This is a genomic window from Bacillus sp. RZ2MS9, from assembly GCF_001816185.2.
Classification (GTDB): domain Bacteria; phylum Bacillota; class Bacilli; order Bacillales; family Bacillaceae_G; genus Bacillus_A; species Bacillus_A cereus.
The window spans coordinates 3993622-4011931 of sequence record NZ_CP049978.1 but is presented as its reverse complement, the minus strand read 5'-3'; the positions used below and the strand labels follow the sequence as shown (position 1 = coordinate 4011931).

Below are 18310 nucleotides of genomic sequence, written 5' to 3'. Positions count from 1 at the left end.
ACAATTGTAACAAAAATACACGGGTATATTTCAACACCCTAACAAAATTCGACACAAAACGTCACGTTTATTTATGAGGAGGGAATAGAATATACTTTTCTATAAGTATAAATGTCGAATGATTTGTAGTAATATTACAAAAGTATGACAGGAAATAAAAAACGAAGGCAACGTAGTTACCTTCGTTTTTTATTATTTTGCCCACTCACTCACTTGCTCTACGCTCATGCGAGGTGCAGGGTGGCCTTTTAAAGTTGATTCACCAATTGTAATAAGCATAATTGGAACGTAACGAGATGAAACGTTAAATTCGTCTGTCAGTGCTTGTGGATTGAAGCCACCAATAGCACAAGTATCCCAACCAGTTGCTTTAGCTGCAAGCATAAGTTGCATTGCTGCTAAAGATGCATTTGAAAAGGCAGCATCTCTTGGGAATTGTTCACGAGCATATGCAGATTCAATATTTTTAGCTAAGCGTTCTTTTGCTTCTTCTTTCATAAATCCTTGTTCTACAATTGGACCATATACTGGCTCAACATTTTTATAAGCTTCTAAATCGCCTAAAATAGCGACTACTGCAGAAGCATCAAGAATTTGTTGTTGGTTATAAGCTATTGGGTGTAATCGTTTTTGTACATCTTCGCCTTGAAAAACAAGGAATTTCCAGTGTTGTAAGTTCCAAGCGGAAGGTGCTTGTGCTGCGGCTTTTAAAATCTCATGTAATTCTGTAGATGAGATTTCTTTATTTGGGTTGAATGCACGTGTAGATGTGCGTTCATATAGAACGTCAAAAAAGTTGTCGTTTGTCATTGTATATCCTCCAAATTGTATATCGAATTATTTTCAAAAAAATAATATACACTACTTACATTTTGTAAGTTATCGAATTTAAGAATATAATATCTTTATTTTAATTGTCAAGTTTTAAAAATTAGCTAGGGCATTCATACAAACGATACAATTCCTACAATCATACACTAAAAAAGGAATTTATAGAGTGAAAAGCGAAGATAACATTCTCAATTAGCTTGTTAATATGTATCTCTCACAAATTAAAGTTTATTGGAGACCAGTCTTTTAAAAAAGTTTGTGAGAAATTCAGTAGAACAAGATATATGAAGTGAGTGAAGACTAGTGATGAACATACTACATTTTTTATTAGAGAATACGGTTTTCCAAAATGTGTTACAAGATCTGCAGTTAAATGTCCTTTATATAGAAAATGGATGTAAGCATCAACAAACGGTAGAAAATATCCATCCAAAATGTATGTTTATAGCAAATAGTTTTGAAGAGGGCGAACTATTATTTCAAAGAACGAAACCACACATTATCATTACGTATGTAACAGATTATTCTCAAATAAAATATATAAAGAATATGTATACTCCGCACAGTACATTCATTGTCATTTGGGATCAACAAATAACAAAAGAATTCACAGATGTACTTGCATTAGGAATACGTAATATTGTAATAGCTCCTGTAACTCCGCAAGCAGTGTTAGAGGAAGTGAATAAGAGTTTGTATCAACTTTCTTTAGTAAGGCAAGTTAGTTTGCAGCAGGAATTGCTTCAAACGATGTTTGATTTTCAAAATGATCTATTATTTATAGTAGAAGATGATGAAATAGTTGATTGTAATACAAATTTTTTAGCTTTTTTTGGATATGAAAATTTGTTTGCCTATCGTGAGCAACATTTAGTATTTGCTGAACATTTTATTAGAGAAAATGGATACTACTCGACGACGCATGATATAACATGGCTAGACGATACTTTATCTAGTGGTAGAAGAATTAAGATGTTAAATTATGAAGGGGCAGTATCTACTTTTCTATTACGTGCGACACCATTGCCAGAAGATTTATCAAGATTTATTGTAAAGTGCACGGAAATTACAGAATTAGATGAAATCTATCAAGAACAAGAAAGACTTGCTATGATAGATTCATTGACAGAGATTTATAATCGTTTAAAGTTTCAACAAATACTAGAGGTAGAATGGGAAAAGGTAATACGTAGTGATGAGAAAATAGCAATCATTTTATTTGATATAGATAATTTTAAAACAGTTAATGACACATATGGTCATGATTTTGGCGATTTAGCATTAATACAACTTGCAGAGCTTATGAAATCTAAAGTGGAGCAGCAACATGTATTTGCAAGATGGGGAGGAGAAGAATTCATTATATTAGTGACAAATACAGTAGAAAAGGAAGCATTTCAAGTTGCGGAGTCATTACGATTCTTTATTGAAACAAAGCAATTTACTGGAATTTCGAAGTTAACAGCTAGCTTTGGAGTTGCGTTATATGAACAAGGAACTACAAGAGAAGAATTAATGCAACGAGCGGACATTGCATTATATGAAGCGAAAAAAAATGGAAAGAATCAAGTATGTGTGTATAGAAAAGAAAAAATGTAATTTTTCGCAACAAATTGTTGCGATTTTTTTTTATTGTTTGATAATAGAATAGGGGGGATAATTTTTAGCGAAGGAATTATGGAGGATCAATATGATAAAAAAAGTAATGGTGATGGCTTCACTGTCTGCTATAGTTGGCGGCGGAGTATACTATTTTCTTGTTAGCCCCAATATAAAGGAAAACACTGTATTAACAACTAAAGTGAATCCTACTATTGAATCGGAAGTACAAGGGAATATAGAAGAAAAAGAAGAGCAACAAATTGATTATGCTAGCATATCTCAAAAATTAGATCAATATTTAGTCGGAAAGCAATTTAATGGAACAGTTTTGGTAACAGATAAAGAGCATGTTATATTGAATAAAGGATATGGGTATGCTGATGTTCAAAATAAAATAGAAAATACGCCTCAAACAAAATATCGTATCGGTTCTATTACGAAAACAGTTGTTGCCACATCTATTTTACAGTTGCAAGAACAAGGTAAATTGAATATTCAAGATAATGTAAATAAATATATTCCTTCATTTCCGGAGAATAAAAATATTACGCTATATCATTTATTAACGCATACCTCTGGTTTACCTGAACATGCGAAAGGAAATGTGAATGCTGCTTCCCGTTTACAGTTAATTAATTGGATTGGACGTCAAAATTTAGAATTTCCTGCAGGAACAGGTTGGAGATATACAGATTATAATTATATGGTTCTTGCTTATATAATAGAACATATCTTCAAAAAACCTTTAGGAGATTACATAAAAGAAAACATATTTATAAAAGCAGATATGCATGAATCCGGTATGGGAAATATGGTACCTGGAGATAAAAATTTTGCAAAGGGTTATGTGAAAAAAGATAAAGAGCTTGTACCAGCGCAGAAGTTAGGCATGGATTGGCTATATGGTTGTGGTGAGATGTATACGACAGTTGGAGATATGAAGAAGTTAGACGAAGCAATTATAAATGGAAAACTTCTTTCTGAACAAAGTATACAAGCAATGTTTTCGCCTTCAGCAGAACGGAAATATGCATTTAGTTTTTATATATATCCAGATTATTTTCATAATCATGGTGTGTTATCTGGTTGGAACACTTTCAATAATTTTAATAAAGAAAAAGGAATTTTTGTTATGTTATTTTCAAATGTGAAAAATAGTATGGATGATGACTTTAATAAAGAGTTCCGAAAGATGGTAAATGATTTATTAGAACAAAGGGGATGAGAAAATGGAACATAAAACTGTATCAATAGGTTTCATTGGTATTGGCGTAATGGGAAAAAGTATGGTTTATCACTTAATGCAAGATGGTCATAAAGTATATGTATATAATAGAACGAAAGCAAAAACAGATTCTTTAGTGCAAGCTGGTGCAAATTGGTGTAATACGCCAAAAGAGTTAGTGAAGCAAGTTGATATTGTAATGACAATGGTTGGATATCCACATGATGTAGAAGAAGTGTATTTTGGTATAGAAGGAATTATAGAACATGCAAAAGAAGGTACGATAGCAATTGACTTTACGACATCTACACCTACTTTAGCAAAACGTATTAATGAAGTTGCAAAAAGCAAAAAAATATATACGTTAGATGCACCTGTCTCAGGAGGAGATGTTGGCGCGAAAGAAGCAAAACTCGCAATTATGGTAGGTGGAGAGAAAGAAATATATGATAGATGCTTACCTTTACTTGAAAAGTTAGGAACAAACATTCAATTACAAGGACCAGCTGGGAGTGGACAACATACAAAAATGTGCAATCAAATTGCCATTGCTTCCAATATGATTGGAGTATGTGAAGCTGTTGCTTACGCGAAGAAGGCTGGACTGAATCCAGATAAAGTGTTAGAGAGTATTTCAACAGGAGCAGCAGGTAGCTGGTCATTAAGTAATTTAGCTCCTCGAATGTTAAAAGGAGACTTTGAGCCAGGATTTTATGTAAAGCATTTTATGAAAGATATGAAAATTGCTTTAGAGGAAGCAGAAAAATTACAATTACCAGTCCCAGGCTTAAGTTTGGCGAAAGAATTGTATGAAGAGTTAATTAAGGATGGCGAAGAAAATAGTGGAACACAAGTATTATATAAAAAATATATAAGGGGGTAAACGAGGTGGACCTTCAAAAGTTTGATGAGATGATTGATACTGTACAGCGAGCTACTTGTATGCAAATTAATGAAAGACAAAAAGAAGCTTTTAAACAAAAATATGATTTTGAACCAGAATTTGAATATGGAAGAGATGAGAAGGGGCATTATGTAATTCGAGCCTCAAAAAAGATGTTAGAAGAAATGGAGTTTTATTTAGCATTGAAATATGATCGTGATGGAGTGGATCTTTATATGCAAGCTGAGATTGACGGCATATTTTATGTATCTATTAGCTATGGTGAAGATGCCCTACATCTACAAGAATTGTTTCAATTTCTAGAAGAAAATAAATAAAAGTCCTCAAATGAGGACTTTTATTTATTTAGTCATCTTTAATTTTTATAATTATAAGTTAGAAGCCCGGCGGCATCGTTCAACCGGGAACGGGATAATTTGTGCGATGTGATTAGGGCCAAATTGTTTTGTACGAGCATGGCGTATTATATAAAAAGCACACAGAATTGAAACAGGAATAGCGCCGAATAAACCAAATAATAAAGCGCTTACACAAGATGCGACAAATCCTAAAACACCAATTTCTAACTCTTCCATAATAGCTCCTAAAATAACAGGAAATGCTCCACATGTAACTCCAAGTATAAGTGCGATAAGTAAGCTCATGATTATCCCCCTCTGTTTGCGATATTATTTTCCTTCTTAGTTAATTGTAGTATATCACATATAAAACAGAATTTTCAGAAAAAATTCAATAAATGTTCAAAAAATGTTCGAAAAATGCACTTGAAAAATCAAGGTGTTAAATTTGTGATGAAATAGTACTTTCAAGTAAATAAAAAATCAGGCTTATTTCAAAATGAAATAAGCCTGTTCCATAGGAGGATGTATATATGTAGAGTGAATAAAAGTTTGGAAAAGGGGGTCCAAGTCCTTTTATTCAACTAACTACCTTAATAGATTGGAACCCAGCCTTCAGTTGTCACAAAAATACGAATAGCTACAACTTGGCGATCATCTTGCAAGGTAAAATAATGTCTTGCATTTTCAGGAACAGATATTAAATCGCCTGGCTCAAGTTCAACATCAAAGAATTTCCCATCTTTACCTTCAATAGCGAAAATGCCATGACCACTGACGATAAAGCGAACTTCGTCATCTGTATGATGGTGTTCCTTTTGGAAATTAATTAATAATTCGTCAAGGTTAGGGGTGCTATTTGAAAGTGAAATTACATCATGTGCTTTATAACCACGGCGTGCTGAAACATCAGCGATTTCTTTTGAAAACACAGCTAATATTTCAGCTTTGTTTTCATCTGTTAACGAATAATTTTCATTTAAATGAGTAGGAAGTTTAGAAATATTCCATTTCTCATATAAAACGCCTTCCTCTTGTAGAAATTTAGATACTTCCACTTCATTTTCAATACGAGTATTTACTTCATGAATACGAATTTGCGCCATTAGAAACGCCTCCTTGAATTGATAATAGTTTTATATGAAATTGGAATAAAAACTCATAAGCTTCTAATCTCTTCTTTGCATCAAAGCTATCTCGGCCCCATACAGTAATACCGTGGTTACGGATTAATACTGCACCCGAATCTCCTTGTATATGCTTTCGGAAGTTTTCTCCAAGCGTTGGGATATGGGCATGGTTTTCAATAATAGGAATTTGAATTGTTGCACCTTCTTCCCAAATATCGAGTGCTTTAATAATTTCTTGATTTTGAAGGGTGACTGCATCACTATATAAATTTGTGATGACATTATTATCAGTTGTATGAACATGAAGTACGCACCCGGCATTCGTATTGTTATAAATGTGTGTATGCAATATTGTTTCTGCTGAAGGGCGTAATTCAGTCTCTAAAACGGGAACTCCTACATGATCTACTAATAGAAAATCATCTGGAGTGGTTTTTGTTTTATCTTTACCGCTTGCTGTAATAAGAAAAGTAAGTGGTTCATGGCTAACCTTTATAGAAATATTACCACTTGTTGCTGGAAACCAATTTCGTGTTGTTAACTCTTTTTTTAACTCGCTTAAGTCATACCATTGACGAAAAAGTTGTTTCATGCCTTCACCTCCAACAAAAGCTTTAATTCAGCTTGCACATCTTGAAATGTTTCAAACGGTGTATAAGCAATATGATTTTCTTCACACTTTGTAATAAGAAAATCGCGAGCGAATACTTTATCAGCTTGTTTCGCGGCTTGTAAATCAGTAATAGAATCTCCAATTACAATATGAAAGTCATTTGTATCACTTAATTTACGGATTAATGATGATTTACATAATCCGCAATGATTTTGACAATGATCATCACAAGAATGAGGCCATTTAACTGTAATAAACTCTGCTGAAAAGTCTGTTTCATTACAATAAATTTGCTCTTTTGGAATGATTCCTTGTAAGAGTGGATAGACGAAGAAATCCATTCCACCTGATATCACGTAAAAAGAAATGTTATTTTCCTTTACGAATTGTATAAACTCATGAAAACCACTACGGATTTCAGCAGTTTCTATTAAAAATTGAATAATATCATCGTGCAGATTAGTAGGTATTAATTGAAATAATCGAGAAACACCTTCTTGAATGGATAGTTCTTGTGATAAAATTTTATTCTTTACTTCTTCGGCTTCTGGTGGTGCGAATTTTTCCATAATGGACATAATGTTATCATTATTTGTAATCGTGCCATCGAAATCACAAAATACTTGAATACTCATAATTTCACCTCATAAGAGGGATTTCCCCATATTTGTAGTGCACTATGCAAATTTATGTCGTCTACTTCATGGAGTGGTTTATTTTGCAAAGTAGCATCAATTGCAGTACGGAAAGCTTTACCGCCGCCTTGCGCTCCATTTGGATGTCCGTGTATCCCGCCGCCAGCATTAATAACAACATCTTTACCGAAATCTCGTACAATAAAGGGAACGAAACCAGGATGAATACCAGCAGACGGAACAGAAAAGCTCTTCTTGAAAAATGCATCGTCTTCAGTTAAATATTTTGAGATAGCAAGAGCCTCCTCTTTTTCTAGCGCAACACTTCCGTATGGAGATGGGAATAATGAAAAGTCAGCCCCAGCATAACGTAGTAGCTTTCCAAGTAATAATGGTGATGAAACTCCATATAACTTGGATGCTGAATAAGCACCACTTACAGCAGGATGTGCCATAATAGGAACTGGGATTTCATCATCTTCTGCAAGTGATTGTAGTACATCTAGTCCGTAAGCAAATACGTTAAATAATAGAATATCAGCTCCAGCTTGCACTGCACGTTTAGCATTTTCTTTTAAATCAAAAGTTCGTCCTGTTAAATTTAAGGCATATAACGTTTTATGACCGTATGTTTCGTAGACAGATTGTAAAACTTCTTTTCCAGATACAATGCGTTTCGTAAGTGGTGTTAATGCATTTTCAAATAATATTTCATCATCTTTTACTATATCTACACCACCAATTGCTTGATCGCGTAATTGCGTTTTTAAATACCCAATGTTTCGTCCAATCATTCCTTTAAAAATACTCATTAAAAGGGGACGATCATGCACTTGTAAAAGATTTCGAATACCATCTATCCCGAATTTTGGACCAGGAAAATGTTTTTTTAACTCGTCTGAAAAAGTTAAGTCAATTAGTTTTACTTCGCCATCAAGTGATAGCTTTCCAAATGTAGTCGTTAAAATCGCTGGTAAATCTGGACTGAAGTTTAATAGCGGATATTCGATTTTAATAATTCCGCGTTTTACTTTTTTACGTAAATACGAATTGGTATATTCATGTTCAGCTAATTCCTCAACATGAATGACGTTGCCTTTATGCTGCTTTAATTGTTCTTGCAATAAGTGTGGCAAATGAGTCCAAGAGCCAATTGTTAAACCGAGTGCAATTTGCTCAGCTTTTTTTTCTAAGTTATGTGAATCATCATGGATTAAATACGTCGCTATAATTCCGCTCATTGTTATAACCTCCTAGTTAAATAAAAAAACCTCTCAGCTAAGGAGAGGTTTTTTTACAACCAGCTCCTTATCTGTCAGCGTAATGCTGCGAGAATTAGCACCGTGTCTACAATTGTAGATCGGTTGCCGGGTTTCGTCGGGCTCGTCCCTCCACCTGCTCTTGATAAGAAGTATTTAGAAATGTTTAAATTTTTAAGATAACTGAATTTTGTCAGATATTTTTCGTGTTGTCAATTACTTTTTGAAAAAATTTAATTTATCAATTCGATTAATGGCTTCCCGTAATCTATCTTCTGCATGCAAGAGACCAACACGGACATACCCTTCCCCATGCTTACCAAATCCAACACCAGGAGCAACTGCGACATGTGCTTTTTCTAGTAAAATATCAGAAAATTGCTCAGAGGTATATCCTTTTGGAACGGGAAGCCATGCAAAGAATGATCCTTTTGGAATGTCTACATTCCAACCAATTGAGTGACAGGCTGAAATAAGAGCGTTTCTTCGAGATTCGTAACTATTTACAAGGTCTATTACGCAAGACTGTGAACTTAATAGCGCTTCTCGAGCAGCATCTTGAACTGCACCGAATATACTAACATACATATGATCTTGTAATAGGTTAATTGTTTCAATCACACTTTCATTCCCTACAGCAAAAGCGATGCGCCAGCCAGCCATATTGAAAGTTTTTGATAATGTGTAAATTTCAATTCCTATATCTTTCGCACCATCTGCTTGCAAGAAACTAACAGGTTTTTGACCATCAAATCCGATAGCGCCATAAGCAAAATCGTGAACAACTAATATATTATGTTTATTAGCAAAGTGAATGGTTGCATCAAAAAAATCTTTTGATGCAGTAGCACCGGTAGGATTATTTGGATAGTTTAAAAACATTAATTTTGCACGCTCTGCAATAGAGTCATCAATGTTTGTATAATCTGGTAAAAAGTTATTTTCTGCAATAAGCGGCATTGTTTCAAAGTGTGCTTTTGCTAAAGCAACCCCGGATAAATAATCTGGATAACCTGGATCCGGAACGAGAATCGTATCACCAGGATTTGTAAAACAAATCGGTAATTCTACTAGTCCAGCCTTCCCGCCAAACAAAATAGCAACTTCAGTTTTTGGGTTTAATTCGACGCCGTATTCACGTTTATAGAATGTAGCCACGGCTTCCTTTAAGCTTTCATGTCCGCGAAATGGCGGATATTTATGATGAATGGTCTTTTCGGCAGCATCTTGTAAAGCTTTTACGATATGCTGCGGTGTTGGTTGATCTGGATTACCTTGACCTAGATTAATAACATCGTGACCAGCTGCAACGACTTTGTTAACTTTTGCAACAAGTGAAGCGAAAAATTGTGTTGGCAATGATGTTACTATCTCAGAAGATTGAAATAATTTCATACTTTCCACCTCTTTTGAAAGTTGTTACAATTCTAGTGACAAATGATATAATCTTTCCAGTATTTTGTAAAGAAAAAAATAAGAATGGGGCTGAAAAAATGAAAGTCGCATGTATTCAAATGGATATTGTTTTTGGAGATGTAGAAAAAAATATTGAGAATGCTAAAAATAAAATAAGCGAAGCTATGAAGGAAAGGCCAGATGTTATCGTCTTACCAGAACTATGGACAACAGGATATGATTTAACGAGACTTTCTGAAATTGCAGATAGGGATGGAGTGGAAACGAAAGAAAAGTTAATAGAATGGGCGAAGCAATATGATATACATATTGTTGGTGGTTCTATAGCAAAGCAAACAGAGCAAGGCGTTACAAATACGATGTATGTTGTAAATAATGAAGGACAGCTAGTCAACGAATATAGTAAAGTACATTTATTTCAGCTTATGGATGAACATAAATATTTAATAGCCGGTAATGGTACGGGCGAATTTAAGCTAGATGATGTCGAATGCGCTGGAACAATTTGTTATGATATTCGTTTTCCAGAGTGGATGCGTGTCCATACTGCTAAAGGGGCAAAAGTATTATTTGTTGTAGCAGAATGGCCATTAGTTCGTTTAGCACATTGGCGTTTGCTATTGCAAGCAAGAGCAGTTGAAAATCAGTGTTATGTTGTTGCGTGTAATAGAGCAGGAAAGGATCCAAATAATGTATTTGCGGGTCATTCTTTAATTGTGGACCCTTGGGGTGAAGTTGTAGTAGAGGCGAATGAAGAGGAATCAATTTTATTTGGAGAGCTTGAATTCGAGAAAATTAAAGAAGTACGTAAAGGAATTCCAGTTTTTGCGGATCGCCGTCCAGAATTATACAAATAAAATGTTGACAAGTGATTTTTATTCTTGGTATAGTCTTCAACATAAAGTTAAAAATTCAAAAAATTATACAACTCTTATCAAGAGCAGGTGGAGGGATTTGGCCCGATGAAGCCCAGCAACCGACCGTAATACCATTGTGAAATGGGGCGTTTATTACGCCAAAAGGCACGGTGCTAATTCCAGCAGAAAGTAAAACTTTCTGGCAGATAAGAGGGGAGAAGATAAACTTCAAACCTCTTTCTTAGTGGAAAGAGGTTTTTCTATGTTAGAAAAACCTCTGAATTTAAAAAGGGGGAGAAGACGATGGGATATTATTCATTAACAGAAATAACAGCTGTACAATATGCGAAAGATCATGGCTATTTTGAAGCGAAGGCAAATGTCGTTTGTCATGAAATTGGAGACGGAAACTTAAATTACGTGTTCAAATTAGATGATGGAGAGAAATCAATTATAATAAAACAAGCACTGCCTTATGCGAAAGTAGTTGGTGAAAGCTGGCCATTGTCTATAAAAAGAGCAACGATTGAAAGCAAGGCATTACAAATTTTTGCGCAGTATGTACCGGATTATGTTCCAGTAGTGTACAGTCATGATGAAGAGTTAGCGATAACGGTAATAGAAGACTTATCAAGACTAACAATTACAAGAAAAGGATTAATAGACGGAGAAGAATATCCGCTTTTATCCCAGCATATCGGCCGTTTTCTAGCACATGTTTTATTTTATACTTCAGATTTTGGTTTAAAGTCAGAAGAGAAGAGGGTACTAGAAGGTACCTTTGTAAATCCGGACCTTTGTAAAATTACAGAGGATTTAGTGTTTACAGATCCGTTTGGACATTATGATACAAATGATTATGAGCCAGATTTACAGCTCGTGGTTGATGAACTTTGGAGTGATAAAACTTTAAAACTAAAAGTAGCACAATATAAATATAAGTTCTTAACAAGAAAAGAAACTCTTATTCATGGTGATTTACATACTGGTAGTATTTTTTCGTCACCTTCTGAAACGAAAGTGATTGATCCAGAATTTGCGACATATGGCCCATTTGGATTTGACATAGGTCAATTTATTGCAAATCTATTATTAAATGCTTTATCTAGAGAAGAAGAAAAAAGAAGTGTACTATTTTTCCATATAGAAAAGACGTGGAGTTATTTTGTAGAAACTTTTACAAAGTTATGGATTGGAGAAGGTGTAGAAGCATATACGAAAGAAAAACAATGGTTACCAATTATTTTGCAAAATATCTTTACTGATGCAGTTGGATTTGCCGGATGTGAACTGATTCGTAGAACAATTGGTTTAGCTCATGTAGCAGATTTAGATGAAATAGAAAATAAAGAAACAAGAATTCAAGCTAAGAAACAAGCGCTATCCTTAGGTAAAGAACTAATAAAATATGAATCTAAAAGTGCTGATATTCAACTGTTTCGAATATTATTTCAACAGACAGTTTCAGGGGGCGTAAAAGCGTGAGTACAATTGTTACTGTTCCGAGATCTGTAAGCTGGAAAGGTGATGCAATTGCGGTATTAAATCAAACGAAATTGCCGCATAGCACAGAATACAAAACATTGACGACTATTGAAGAGGTTTGGAAAAGCATCGTAATGTTAGAAGTACGAGGAGCGCCTGCAATTGGAATTGTAGCTGCATTTGGCTTGGCGCTTGCATCAAAAAAATATAACACTGTACATATTGAAGAATTTCAAAAGAAGTTTAATAGAGATTGTAATTATTTAGGAACGTCACGCCCGACAGCAGTAAATTTATTTTGGGCAATTGATCGTATGAGAGAATCTATTCGAGAGATTACTACAATAAAAGAAGCACAAAAAACATTAGAAGAAGAAGCGCTTCGCATTCAGCAGGAAGATGAAGAGGTGTGCCGAAATATTGGGGAATATGCGTTAACATGTTTTAAAGATGGCGATAACATTTTAACAATCTGTAACGCTGGAAGTATTGCAACTGCCAGATATGGAACTGCATTAGCTCCCTTTTATATTGGAAAAGAGAAAGGTGTGCGTTTACATGCATATGCGTGTGAAACGAGACCAGTTTTACAAGGTGGTCGCTTAACGACCTGGGAATTGAAGCAAGCAAATATTGATGTGACCCTTATTACAGATAATACTGCAGCTCATGCTATTCAAACGAAAGAAATAAATGCAATTATTGTAGGGGCGGATCGAATTGTCGCAAATGGAGATACGGCAAATAAAATAGGGACAATGAATTTAGCTATTTTAGCAAAGCACTTTAATATCCCATTTTACGTTGCTGCTCCACTGTCAACATTTGATGTTACGAAAGAAACTGGAGCTGAAATTATTATTGAAGAAAGAGATGAAACAGAAGTTACGAAAATCTTTGGAAAACAAGTAGCACCAATTGGAACGGATGTTTATAATCCAGCATTTGACATAACGCCGAATGAATTAATTACAGGAATTATTACTGAGAAAGGTATTATACGCGGGGACTATAAACGAGAAATTGCATCATTATTTGAAAAACAAGCTAATACATAATAGCTTGTTTTTTTATGCCTAAATGCAGTGTTTTCTCTTACTTATATAATGAAAGGAGGGGAAGAGGATGGAAGAGTGGATCAAGATGATAGGTAATGTAGGGTTTCCGATTGTTGTAACATTATATTTACTCCACCGTATTGAAAGTAAACTAGAGGGGGTAATTGTTGCAATTGAGAAGCTCCCGCGGCAATTACTAAAGTACGAAGATCCTCGGGAATAAAAATAAAGTTTGCTCTTCTTGAGCAAACTTTATTTTTATTGAGCGGTATAACCACCATCTATAACAACAGCTTGTCCTGTTATACCTTTAGCTTTTTCACTCGCTAAAAACATCGCATAATCAGCGATTTCTTGTACTTGTAATAAGCGCTTTTGTGGGACGAGTGGATAAATAACATCTTCTAAAACATTTTCAAGTGGTACATTTCGTGTAGTAGCTAAGTCTTGTAGTTGATTACGTACAAGAGGGGTATCGACATAACCAGGGCAAAGGGCATTAACAGTAATACCATGCGTAGCACCTTCTAAAGCAGCAACTTTTGTTAATCCAATTACGCCATGTTTTGCACTATTGTAGGCAGCTTTTCCAGCAAATCCGACAAGGCCGTTAATAGAAGCGACATTAATAATACGACCATATTTTTGTTGTTTCATAATCGGAAAGGCATGCTTAATTGCGATAAACGGAGCAATTTGCATAATTTGAATTAGTAGCTCGAACTTTTCAGTTGGAAAGTCTTCAATGGGTGAAACGTGTTGCATTCCTGCGTTGTTAATTAATATATGTAATGAACCGAAATGATCAACTGTTTGAGAAATTGCTGCTGTAATTTCCTCTTCAGATGTAACGTCACATTTTAAACCGATAGCTTGAAAACCTTCATTTTGTAATTGTTCAGCAGCTTCTTTTGCACGTTCTTCAAGTCGATCGGTAATCACAACTTTTGCACCTTCTTTTGCAAAAGCCTTTCCCATTTCATAACCAATACCACTTGCAGCACCTGTTAAAAAGACAACTCGATTTGTAACCATGATGAAAAACATCCCTTCATAATAAAGTTTTCATAGTGCTCTATTTAGAGAAGCTATAATGAAATTCCTGCAAACATTTGGAAAAAAATATCATTAGCTATCTTGTTTTGCAAAATAGTCTTTGCTATACTATTTTGTAAAGCAAGATACTTACGCTTATCTATCTTGTAAAACAAGATAGTAGGAGGATTTAAATTATGTCGACAAGTCAAATGCTGAAAGGGATTTTAGAAGGATGCTTACTTGCTATTATTTCTGAAGGCGAAATATACGGTTATGAAATGAGTGAAAAGCTAGCGAAGTATGGTTTTACAATGGCGAGTGAGGGAAGTATTTATCCGTTATTAATACGAATGCAAAAAGAAGGACTAATAACAAGCGTAATGAAGGAATCTCCATCTGGTCCAAAGAGAAAATATTATACATTAACAGAAAAAGGCGAGGAAGCACTTGGTGAATTTATGGATCGCTGGGAAGCGATGCAAAGTAGTGTAGAGCGTCTACTTGAAGGGAAGGGGAGAAAAAAATAATGCTATCAAGAGAAGCACGAAAGTTTTTGTTAGATATGAGATTATTTTTGACGGCAAAGAGTGTAAAAGAAAGAGATGTTGAAAACTTTTTAGAAGATGCAGAGTTGCATTTAATAGAAGGTGAGAGTGAGGGGAAGAGTGTAGAAGATATTTTCGGAAGCTCACCGAAAGAATATGCAGATGAACTTGTAAAAGTGATGGAAAGGGATAGACAGGAAACGTGGAAGCAAATTGGTTTTACAGTAATGAATATCGTATCGTTTTGGATTATTGCTTCTATCTTAATGGTGAATCATGGAATGTTACAGATTTCACTTATTCAGTGTATCGGTTACAGTTTTTCATTGATTTTAGTTGTTATGGGTCCTAATTTTCTACTTCGCAAAATGACCTTCGTCACAAGCTTTACAAAAACATGGTTTTCCATGTGGTCTTTAGTTATGATTGCTCCATTGTTTTTAATGGGAGTTATTACGGTACTAGATGTGATATATCCTACAAAAATGTTTATATTCACTCAAATGCAAAGTTATTTATTGGCTGGTGGTATTTTTATCATTACAGTAGTGATAAATATGTATTTTGAAGGATGGTTTAAAAACTTATATTTAATTATTCCGCTTTCTATTATGTTACTATTTAAAACATTTACATCAGAAGATCTCGTGCCAATGTTATTTCAAATTATATGTTTATATGGAAGTTTATTTATTTTAATTTTTGTTGAAATTATGATGAAGACAAATAGAAGAGAAATGGTTAAATAAGGGAGGGGTTATAATGAAGATTTCTAAAGAAGGTGAAAAGTTTTTAATCGATACGAAAGTATATTTAATAACAAAAGGGATTAAAGAAGAAGATGTGGACGCTTTTCTAGAAGATGCAGAGCTTCATTTAATAGAAGGTGAAAAAAAGGGAAAGACAGTAAGTGACATATTTGGTGACTCACCAAAAGAGTATGCGGAAGAATTAGCGAAAGAGATGGAGAAGGATAAAAGCGGGAGCATAAAAAGTATTTTAGGGATGATTATTGGTATTGGTGGGTATTGGTTACTGACAAATATTTTATTTGGAAGCCCCGATCAACAATTTGCTTTAACAAATGTACAGTTAATTGGTTATCCTATCGTTTTAATCATTACGATTATTGGAACGATTGTTGCATTTAGAATGTCTTCTTTTAAAAGTAAATTAGTAGAATTTGGAATGATTTATGTAATAGTAATGGTTCCTATTTTATTATTGGTGTTATTGATGTTTATGAATAAATGGTATGGGACACCTGTATTGCAATTGGCGACAATGCAAACATATATATTAGCAGCAATTATCTTTTTATTACTTCTTATTGGTGAAGTATATGTTCTTGGCTGGATGGGTGTTTTTGTACTAATTGTTCCTCTTATGATTATGTTCTTATTTAAAGACTTAGAAGAAAGTAATGTATTTTGGGGAATTGCAAAGGTCTTACTTATGTATGGAAGTATATATGGATTAATGAAATGGTCTTTAAAAATTGAAGAAAGAAAAAGTATGAACTAGAAATTCAATAAAAAGCGGCTGCTCTGGATATACCAAAAATTATTTCCAAAGAAATATTATATAGGGATTTTTAGAGGGATTACATTTACATTTAGTTGTCTATTTTTATTTCTAGCAGCCGGGATTTGTTTTGTTGATTGGAATAAGTTGTTTTAAACAGTAACATGAGGGTTACTGTTTTTTTCTTTGTAATAAAGAGCTTTGTAAAGAGAGCGCTTTTTGTTCTGCTGTTAATAAGGAATGAATATGAACGTTTTCTGGACGAGGGACTATCGGATACATAAGATTTGTTGGAGAAGGGTGGTGCTCCGAGCCGGTTGGAGAATGAGGATCTGCATGAGTAAGTTTTCCATGAATACGTCTTGTAAATAAAATATGACCGATTTCGTGAGCGAGCGTATATATATTTTTCATAGGAGCAGCCGAATTTGTTAAAACGATATAACCGGTAAGTTGCTGTTGTTTTGCTAAAGAATAAGCGCAGGCAATTACTGCTGTTTCTTTGAAATAATCACTGCCAATATAACAAATATAAAGGTCGCATTCAGGAGCTTCATTTACACATGTTTGGAAAAAGGATGCCAGCTTTTCTTGACTTTGAATGGGATTTTTATAACTGATTTCACGATCGAAAAAACGGAAAAGTTCATTTAATACAATTACTTCTTGAATTTGAAATGTAATGGGGTGCCAAATTGATTCTGCAACAGCTAAATCTTTTGCGATGCGGTCATCAGAAATATCGGCGCCGGGAGTAATGCAAATACATATATTGACGTATGGATCCATAAGGAACACCTCAAATGAAAAAAAGTTCTTCCTATAATATATGTGGGAAAAAGATGTCATGTATGGATAAACGCCTTCTTTATTGAATATATAGATGACAAGTCGAAAAAATTTCATAGTTCTATAACATGGTGTGGTCGTCTTTTTGATATAGTAAAGGAAAGGGGGAGAATATATGTATACATTAAAAATCGTTTCAGACAGAGAAGCACTTTATCAATTTGCGAGTTATGTAAGAGTTGTACAAGGGGTTGAAGATGTATATGTAGAGGTGGGAGAACCTTTATATGAACATCCTTTAATGAAGTTTTATGTACATATTAAGCTGAAAGAAACATATGAGCAGCATAAAGCGTTACAGGAAATAGCAAGATTAGTAGAATTGGGTCGTTTTACATATGTCCATTATCGTAATGATGAAATTGAGGAAGCTTTTGAAGCTGTAAAATATGAAAGTTTTAAGAAATAAAGATGAAAAAACGGAGGCGAAAGCTTCCTTTTTTTCTTTAAAATTACATGAACAAAAAGAGAGAAATTTTGTTATGATAAGGGAGGTTAGGGAAAGGGGAATTTACATATGGGGTATATTGAAGAGTTACGAAAAGTCGTTGGTACAAGACCGCTTATTCTCGTAGGATCAGCAATTATTATATTAAACGATAATCAAGAAGTATTGCTTCAATATCGTTCAGATACATATGATTGGGGTGTACCTGGTGGGGCGATGGAACTGGGCGAAACGACAGAAGAAACTGCACGTAGAGAGTTATTTGAGGAAACAGGGTTAACTGCAAAAATAATGCAATTTCTTGGTGTTCTATCAGGAAAAGAAGTATATTTCCGTTATCCGAATGGCGATGAAATTTTCAATGTCATTCATCTGTATCAGGCACATCATGTGAGTGGGGAATTAAAGCTCGATCATGAAGGGCTGAAACTTCAATATTTTCCAGTAGATAAGTTGCCAAAATTAAATGAAACAACAGAGAAAATTTTACAAAAGTTTTTATATGCACTAACAGAATAGAAGGTTAATTCCTTCTATTTTTATTATATCAAAT

Annotated in this window: 22 protein-coding genes, 1 pseudogene and 2 riboswitches; of the genes and pseudogenes, 14 read left to right on the top strand and 9 right to left on the bottom strand. The window is 34.3% G+C overall.

The window, feature by feature from the left end; all coding sequences use genetic code 11:
* Positions 1-192: 192 nt before the first annotated feature.
* Positions 193-810: a nitroreductase family protein gene (locus tag BHV55_RS20290; protein WP_000180372.1), complete on the bottom strand. Its 618-nt coding sequence runs from the start codon at positions 808-810 to the stop codon at positions 193-195.
* A 327-nt stretch (positions 811-1137) separates the two neighbouring features.
* Between BHV55_RS20290 and BHV55_RS20285 the strand changes: the two genes are divergently transcribed.
* The 4 genes from BHV55_RS20285 (at position 1138) to BHV55_RS20270 (ending at position 4879) form a co-directional block, all read left to right on the top strand.
* Positions 1138-2430 (top strand): GGDEF domain-containing protein, encoded by a 1293-nt coding sequence (locus BHV55_RS20285; RefSeq protein ID WP_001023189.1) that lies wholly within the window; start codon positions 1138-1140, stop codon positions 2428-2430.
* A 91-nt stretch (positions 2431-2521) separates the two neighbouring features.
* Positions 2522-3658, top strand: coding sequence for a serine hydrolase (locus BHV55_RS20280; protein WP_070756932.1), 1137 nt, complete (start codon positions 2522-2524; stop codon positions 3656-3658).
* Between the two features lie 4 nt (positions 3659-3662).
* Complete coding sequence (locus tag BHV55_RS20275; RefSeq protein WP_000400473.1) at positions 3663-4541, top strand: NAD(P)-dependent oxidoreductase; 879 nt, start codon at positions 3663-3665, stop codon at positions 4539-4541.
* A gap of 5 nt (positions 4542-4546) precedes the next feature.
* A complete protein-coding gene (locus BHV55_RS20270; protein WP_070756931.1) occupies positions 4547-4879 on the top strand; it encodes a DUF3909 family protein in 333 nt (110 codons plus the stop codon).
* A 51-nt stretch (positions 4880-4930) separates the two neighbouring features.
* Here the strand turns inward: BHV55_RS20270 and BHV55_RS20265 are convergent, their stop codons facing one another.
* The 6 genes from BHV55_RS20265 to BHV55_RS20240 all read right to left on the bottom strand — a co-directional run bounded on the left by BHV55_RS20265 (position 4931) and on the right by BHV55_RS20240 (position 9932).
* Positions 4931-5206: a hypothetical protein gene (locus BHV55_RS20265; protein WP_000054659.1), complete on the bottom strand. Its 276-nt coding sequence runs from the start codon at positions 5204-5206 to the stop codon at positions 4931-4933.
* A gap of 287 nt (positions 5207-5493) precedes the next feature.
* The gene (locus tag BHV55_RS20260; RefSeq protein ID WP_000057317.1) at positions 5494-6006 is read right to left on the bottom strand and encodes a 1,2-dihydroxy-3-keto-5-methylthiopentene dioxygenase; all 513 of its coding nucleotides are present in this window, start codon (positions 6004-6006) and stop codon (positions 5494-5496) included.
* Entirely contained in the window at positions 5984-6622 is a 639-nt protein-coding gene (locus BHV55_RS20255) for a methylthioribulose 1-phosphate dehydratase (protein ID WP_000811347.1), read from the bottom strand. The genes BHV55_RS20260 and BHV55_RS20255 overlap by 23 nt, the downstream gene beginning before the upstream one ends.
* Positions 6619-7278, bottom strand: a complete 660-nt coding sequence (locus BHV55_RS20250) for a 2-hydroxy-3-keto-5-methylthiopentenyl-1-phosphate phosphatase (protein WP_000027467.1) — start codon at positions 7276-7278, stop codon at positions 6619-6621. Before BHV55_RS20250 ends, BHV55_RS20255 begins: the two co-directional genes overlap by 4 nt.
* Positions 7275-8519 carry a 2,3-diketo-5-methylthiopentyl-1-phosphate enolase gene (gene mtnW / locus BHV55_RS20245; RefSeq protein ID WP_000014192.1) on the bottom strand — a complete coding sequence of 415 codons (1245 nt, stop codon included), beginning with the start codon at positions 8517-8519 and terminating at the stop codon, positions 7275-7277. The genes BHV55_RS20250 and mtnW overlap by 4 nt, the downstream gene beginning before the upstream one ends.
* Before the next feature lie 64 nt (positions 8520-8583).
* A riboswitch (SAM riboswitch) is annotated at positions 8584-8689 on the bottom strand.
* Positions 8690-8753: 64 nt separating this feature from the next.
* Positions 8754-9932, bottom strand: a complete 1179-nt coding sequence (locus tag BHV55_RS20240) for a pyridoxal phosphate-dependent aminotransferase (protein WP_070756930.1) — start codon at positions 9930-9932, stop codon at positions 8754-8756.
* 14 nt (positions 9933-9946) lie between these two features.
* Here BHV55_RS20240 and BHV55_RS20235 point away from each other — a divergent pair, with 14 nt between their 5' ends.
* The 4 genes from BHV55_RS20235 to BHV55_RS20220 all read left to right on the top strand — a co-directional run bounded on the left by BHV55_RS20235 (position 9947) and on the right by BHV55_RS20220 (position 13576).
* On the top strand, positions 9947-10810 hold the full coding sequence (locus tag BHV55_RS20235) for a carbon-nitrogen family hydrolase (RefSeq protein WP_000869881.1): 864 nt from the start codon (positions 9947-9949) through the stop codon (positions 10808-10810).
* Positions 10811-10881: 71 nt separating this feature from the next.
* Positions 10882-11023: riboswitch (SAM riboswitch) on the top strand.
* Positions 11024-11113: 90 nt separating this feature from the next.
* Positions 11114-12295, top strand: a complete 1182-nt coding sequence (gene mtnK / locus BHV55_RS20230) for an S-methyl-5-thioribose kinase (RefSeq protein WP_070756929.1) — start codon at positions 11114-11116, stop codon at positions 12293-12295.
* The gene (gene mtnA / locus BHV55_RS20225) at positions 12292-13353 is read left to right on the top strand and encodes an S-methyl-5-thioribose-1-phosphate isomerase (RefSeq protein WP_000104612.1); all 1062 of its coding nucleotides are present in this window, start codon (positions 12292-12294) and stop codon (positions 13351-13353) included. Before mtnK ends, mtnA begins: the two co-directional genes overlap by 4 nt.
* Positions 13354-13420: 67 nt before the next feature.
* A complete protein-coding gene (locus tag BHV55_RS20220; protein WP_000393337.1) occupies positions 13421-13576 on the top strand; it encodes a YvrJ family protein in 156 nt (51 codons plus the stop codon).
* A 35-nt stretch (positions 13577-13611) separates the two neighbouring features.
* Here BHV55_RS20220 and BHV55_RS20215 read toward each other — a convergent pair whose 3' ends face one another.
* A complete protein-coding gene (locus tag BHV55_RS20215) occupies positions 13612-14388 on the bottom strand; it encodes a 3-hydroxybutyrate dehydrogenase (RefSeq protein WP_000258428.1) in 777 nt (258 codons plus the stop codon).
* Between the two features lie 197 nt (positions 14389-14585).
* Between BHV55_RS20215 and BHV55_RS20210 the strand changes: the two genes are divergently transcribed.
* The 4 genes and pseudogenes from BHV55_RS20210 to BHV55_RS27575 all read left to right on the top strand — a co-directional run.
* The gene (locus BHV55_RS20210; RefSeq protein WP_000107984.1) at positions 14586-14918 is read left to right on the top strand and encodes a PadR family transcriptional regulator; all 333 of its coding nucleotides are present in this window, start codon (positions 14586-14588) and stop codon (positions 14916-14918) included.
* Positions 14918-15685 (top strand): DUF1129 domain-containing protein, encoded by a 768-nt coding sequence (locus tag BHV55_RS20205; RefSeq protein WP_070756928.1) that lies wholly within the window; start codon positions 14918-14920, stop codon positions 15683-15685. Before BHV55_RS20210 ends, BHV55_RS20205 begins: the two co-directional genes overlap by 1 nt.
* 13 nt (positions 15686-15698) lie before the next feature.
* The gene (locus BHV55_RS20200; RefSeq protein ID WP_000703260.1) at positions 15699-16460 is read left to right on the top strand and encodes a DUF1129 domain-containing protein; all 762 of its coding nucleotides are present in this window, start codon (positions 15699-15701) and stop codon (positions 16458-16460) included.
* 12 nt (positions 16461-16472) lie between these two features.
* Positions 16473-16616: pseudogene (locus BHV55_RS27575) on the top strand (DNA-binding protein); the annotation flags it as partial.
* A 15-nt stretch (positions 16617-16631) separates the two neighbouring features.
* Here the strand turns inward: BHV55_RS27575 and BHV55_RS20190 are convergent.
* Positions 16632-17249 (bottom strand): ImmA/IrrE family metallo-endopeptidase, encoded by a 618-nt coding sequence (locus BHV55_RS20190; protein WP_070756927.1) that lies wholly within the window; start codon positions 17247-17249, stop codon positions 16632-16634.
* A gap of 175 nt (positions 17250-17424) precedes the next feature.
* Between BHV55_RS20190 and BHV55_RS20185 the strand changes: the two genes are divergently transcribed.
* Positions 17425-17718 carry a DUF3928 family protein gene (locus BHV55_RS20185; RefSeq protein WP_000288330.1) on the top strand — a complete coding sequence of 98 codons (294 nt, stop codon included), beginning with the start codon at positions 17425-17427 and terminating at the stop codon, positions 17716-17718.
* A 108-nt stretch (positions 17719-17826) separates the two neighbouring features.
* Complete coding sequence (locus BHV55_RS20180; RefSeq protein WP_000540529.1) at positions 17827-18276, top strand: NUDIX hydrolase; 450 nt, start codon at positions 17827-17829, stop codon at positions 18274-18276.
* The last annotated feature ends 34 nt before the right edge of the window (positions 18277-18310 follow it).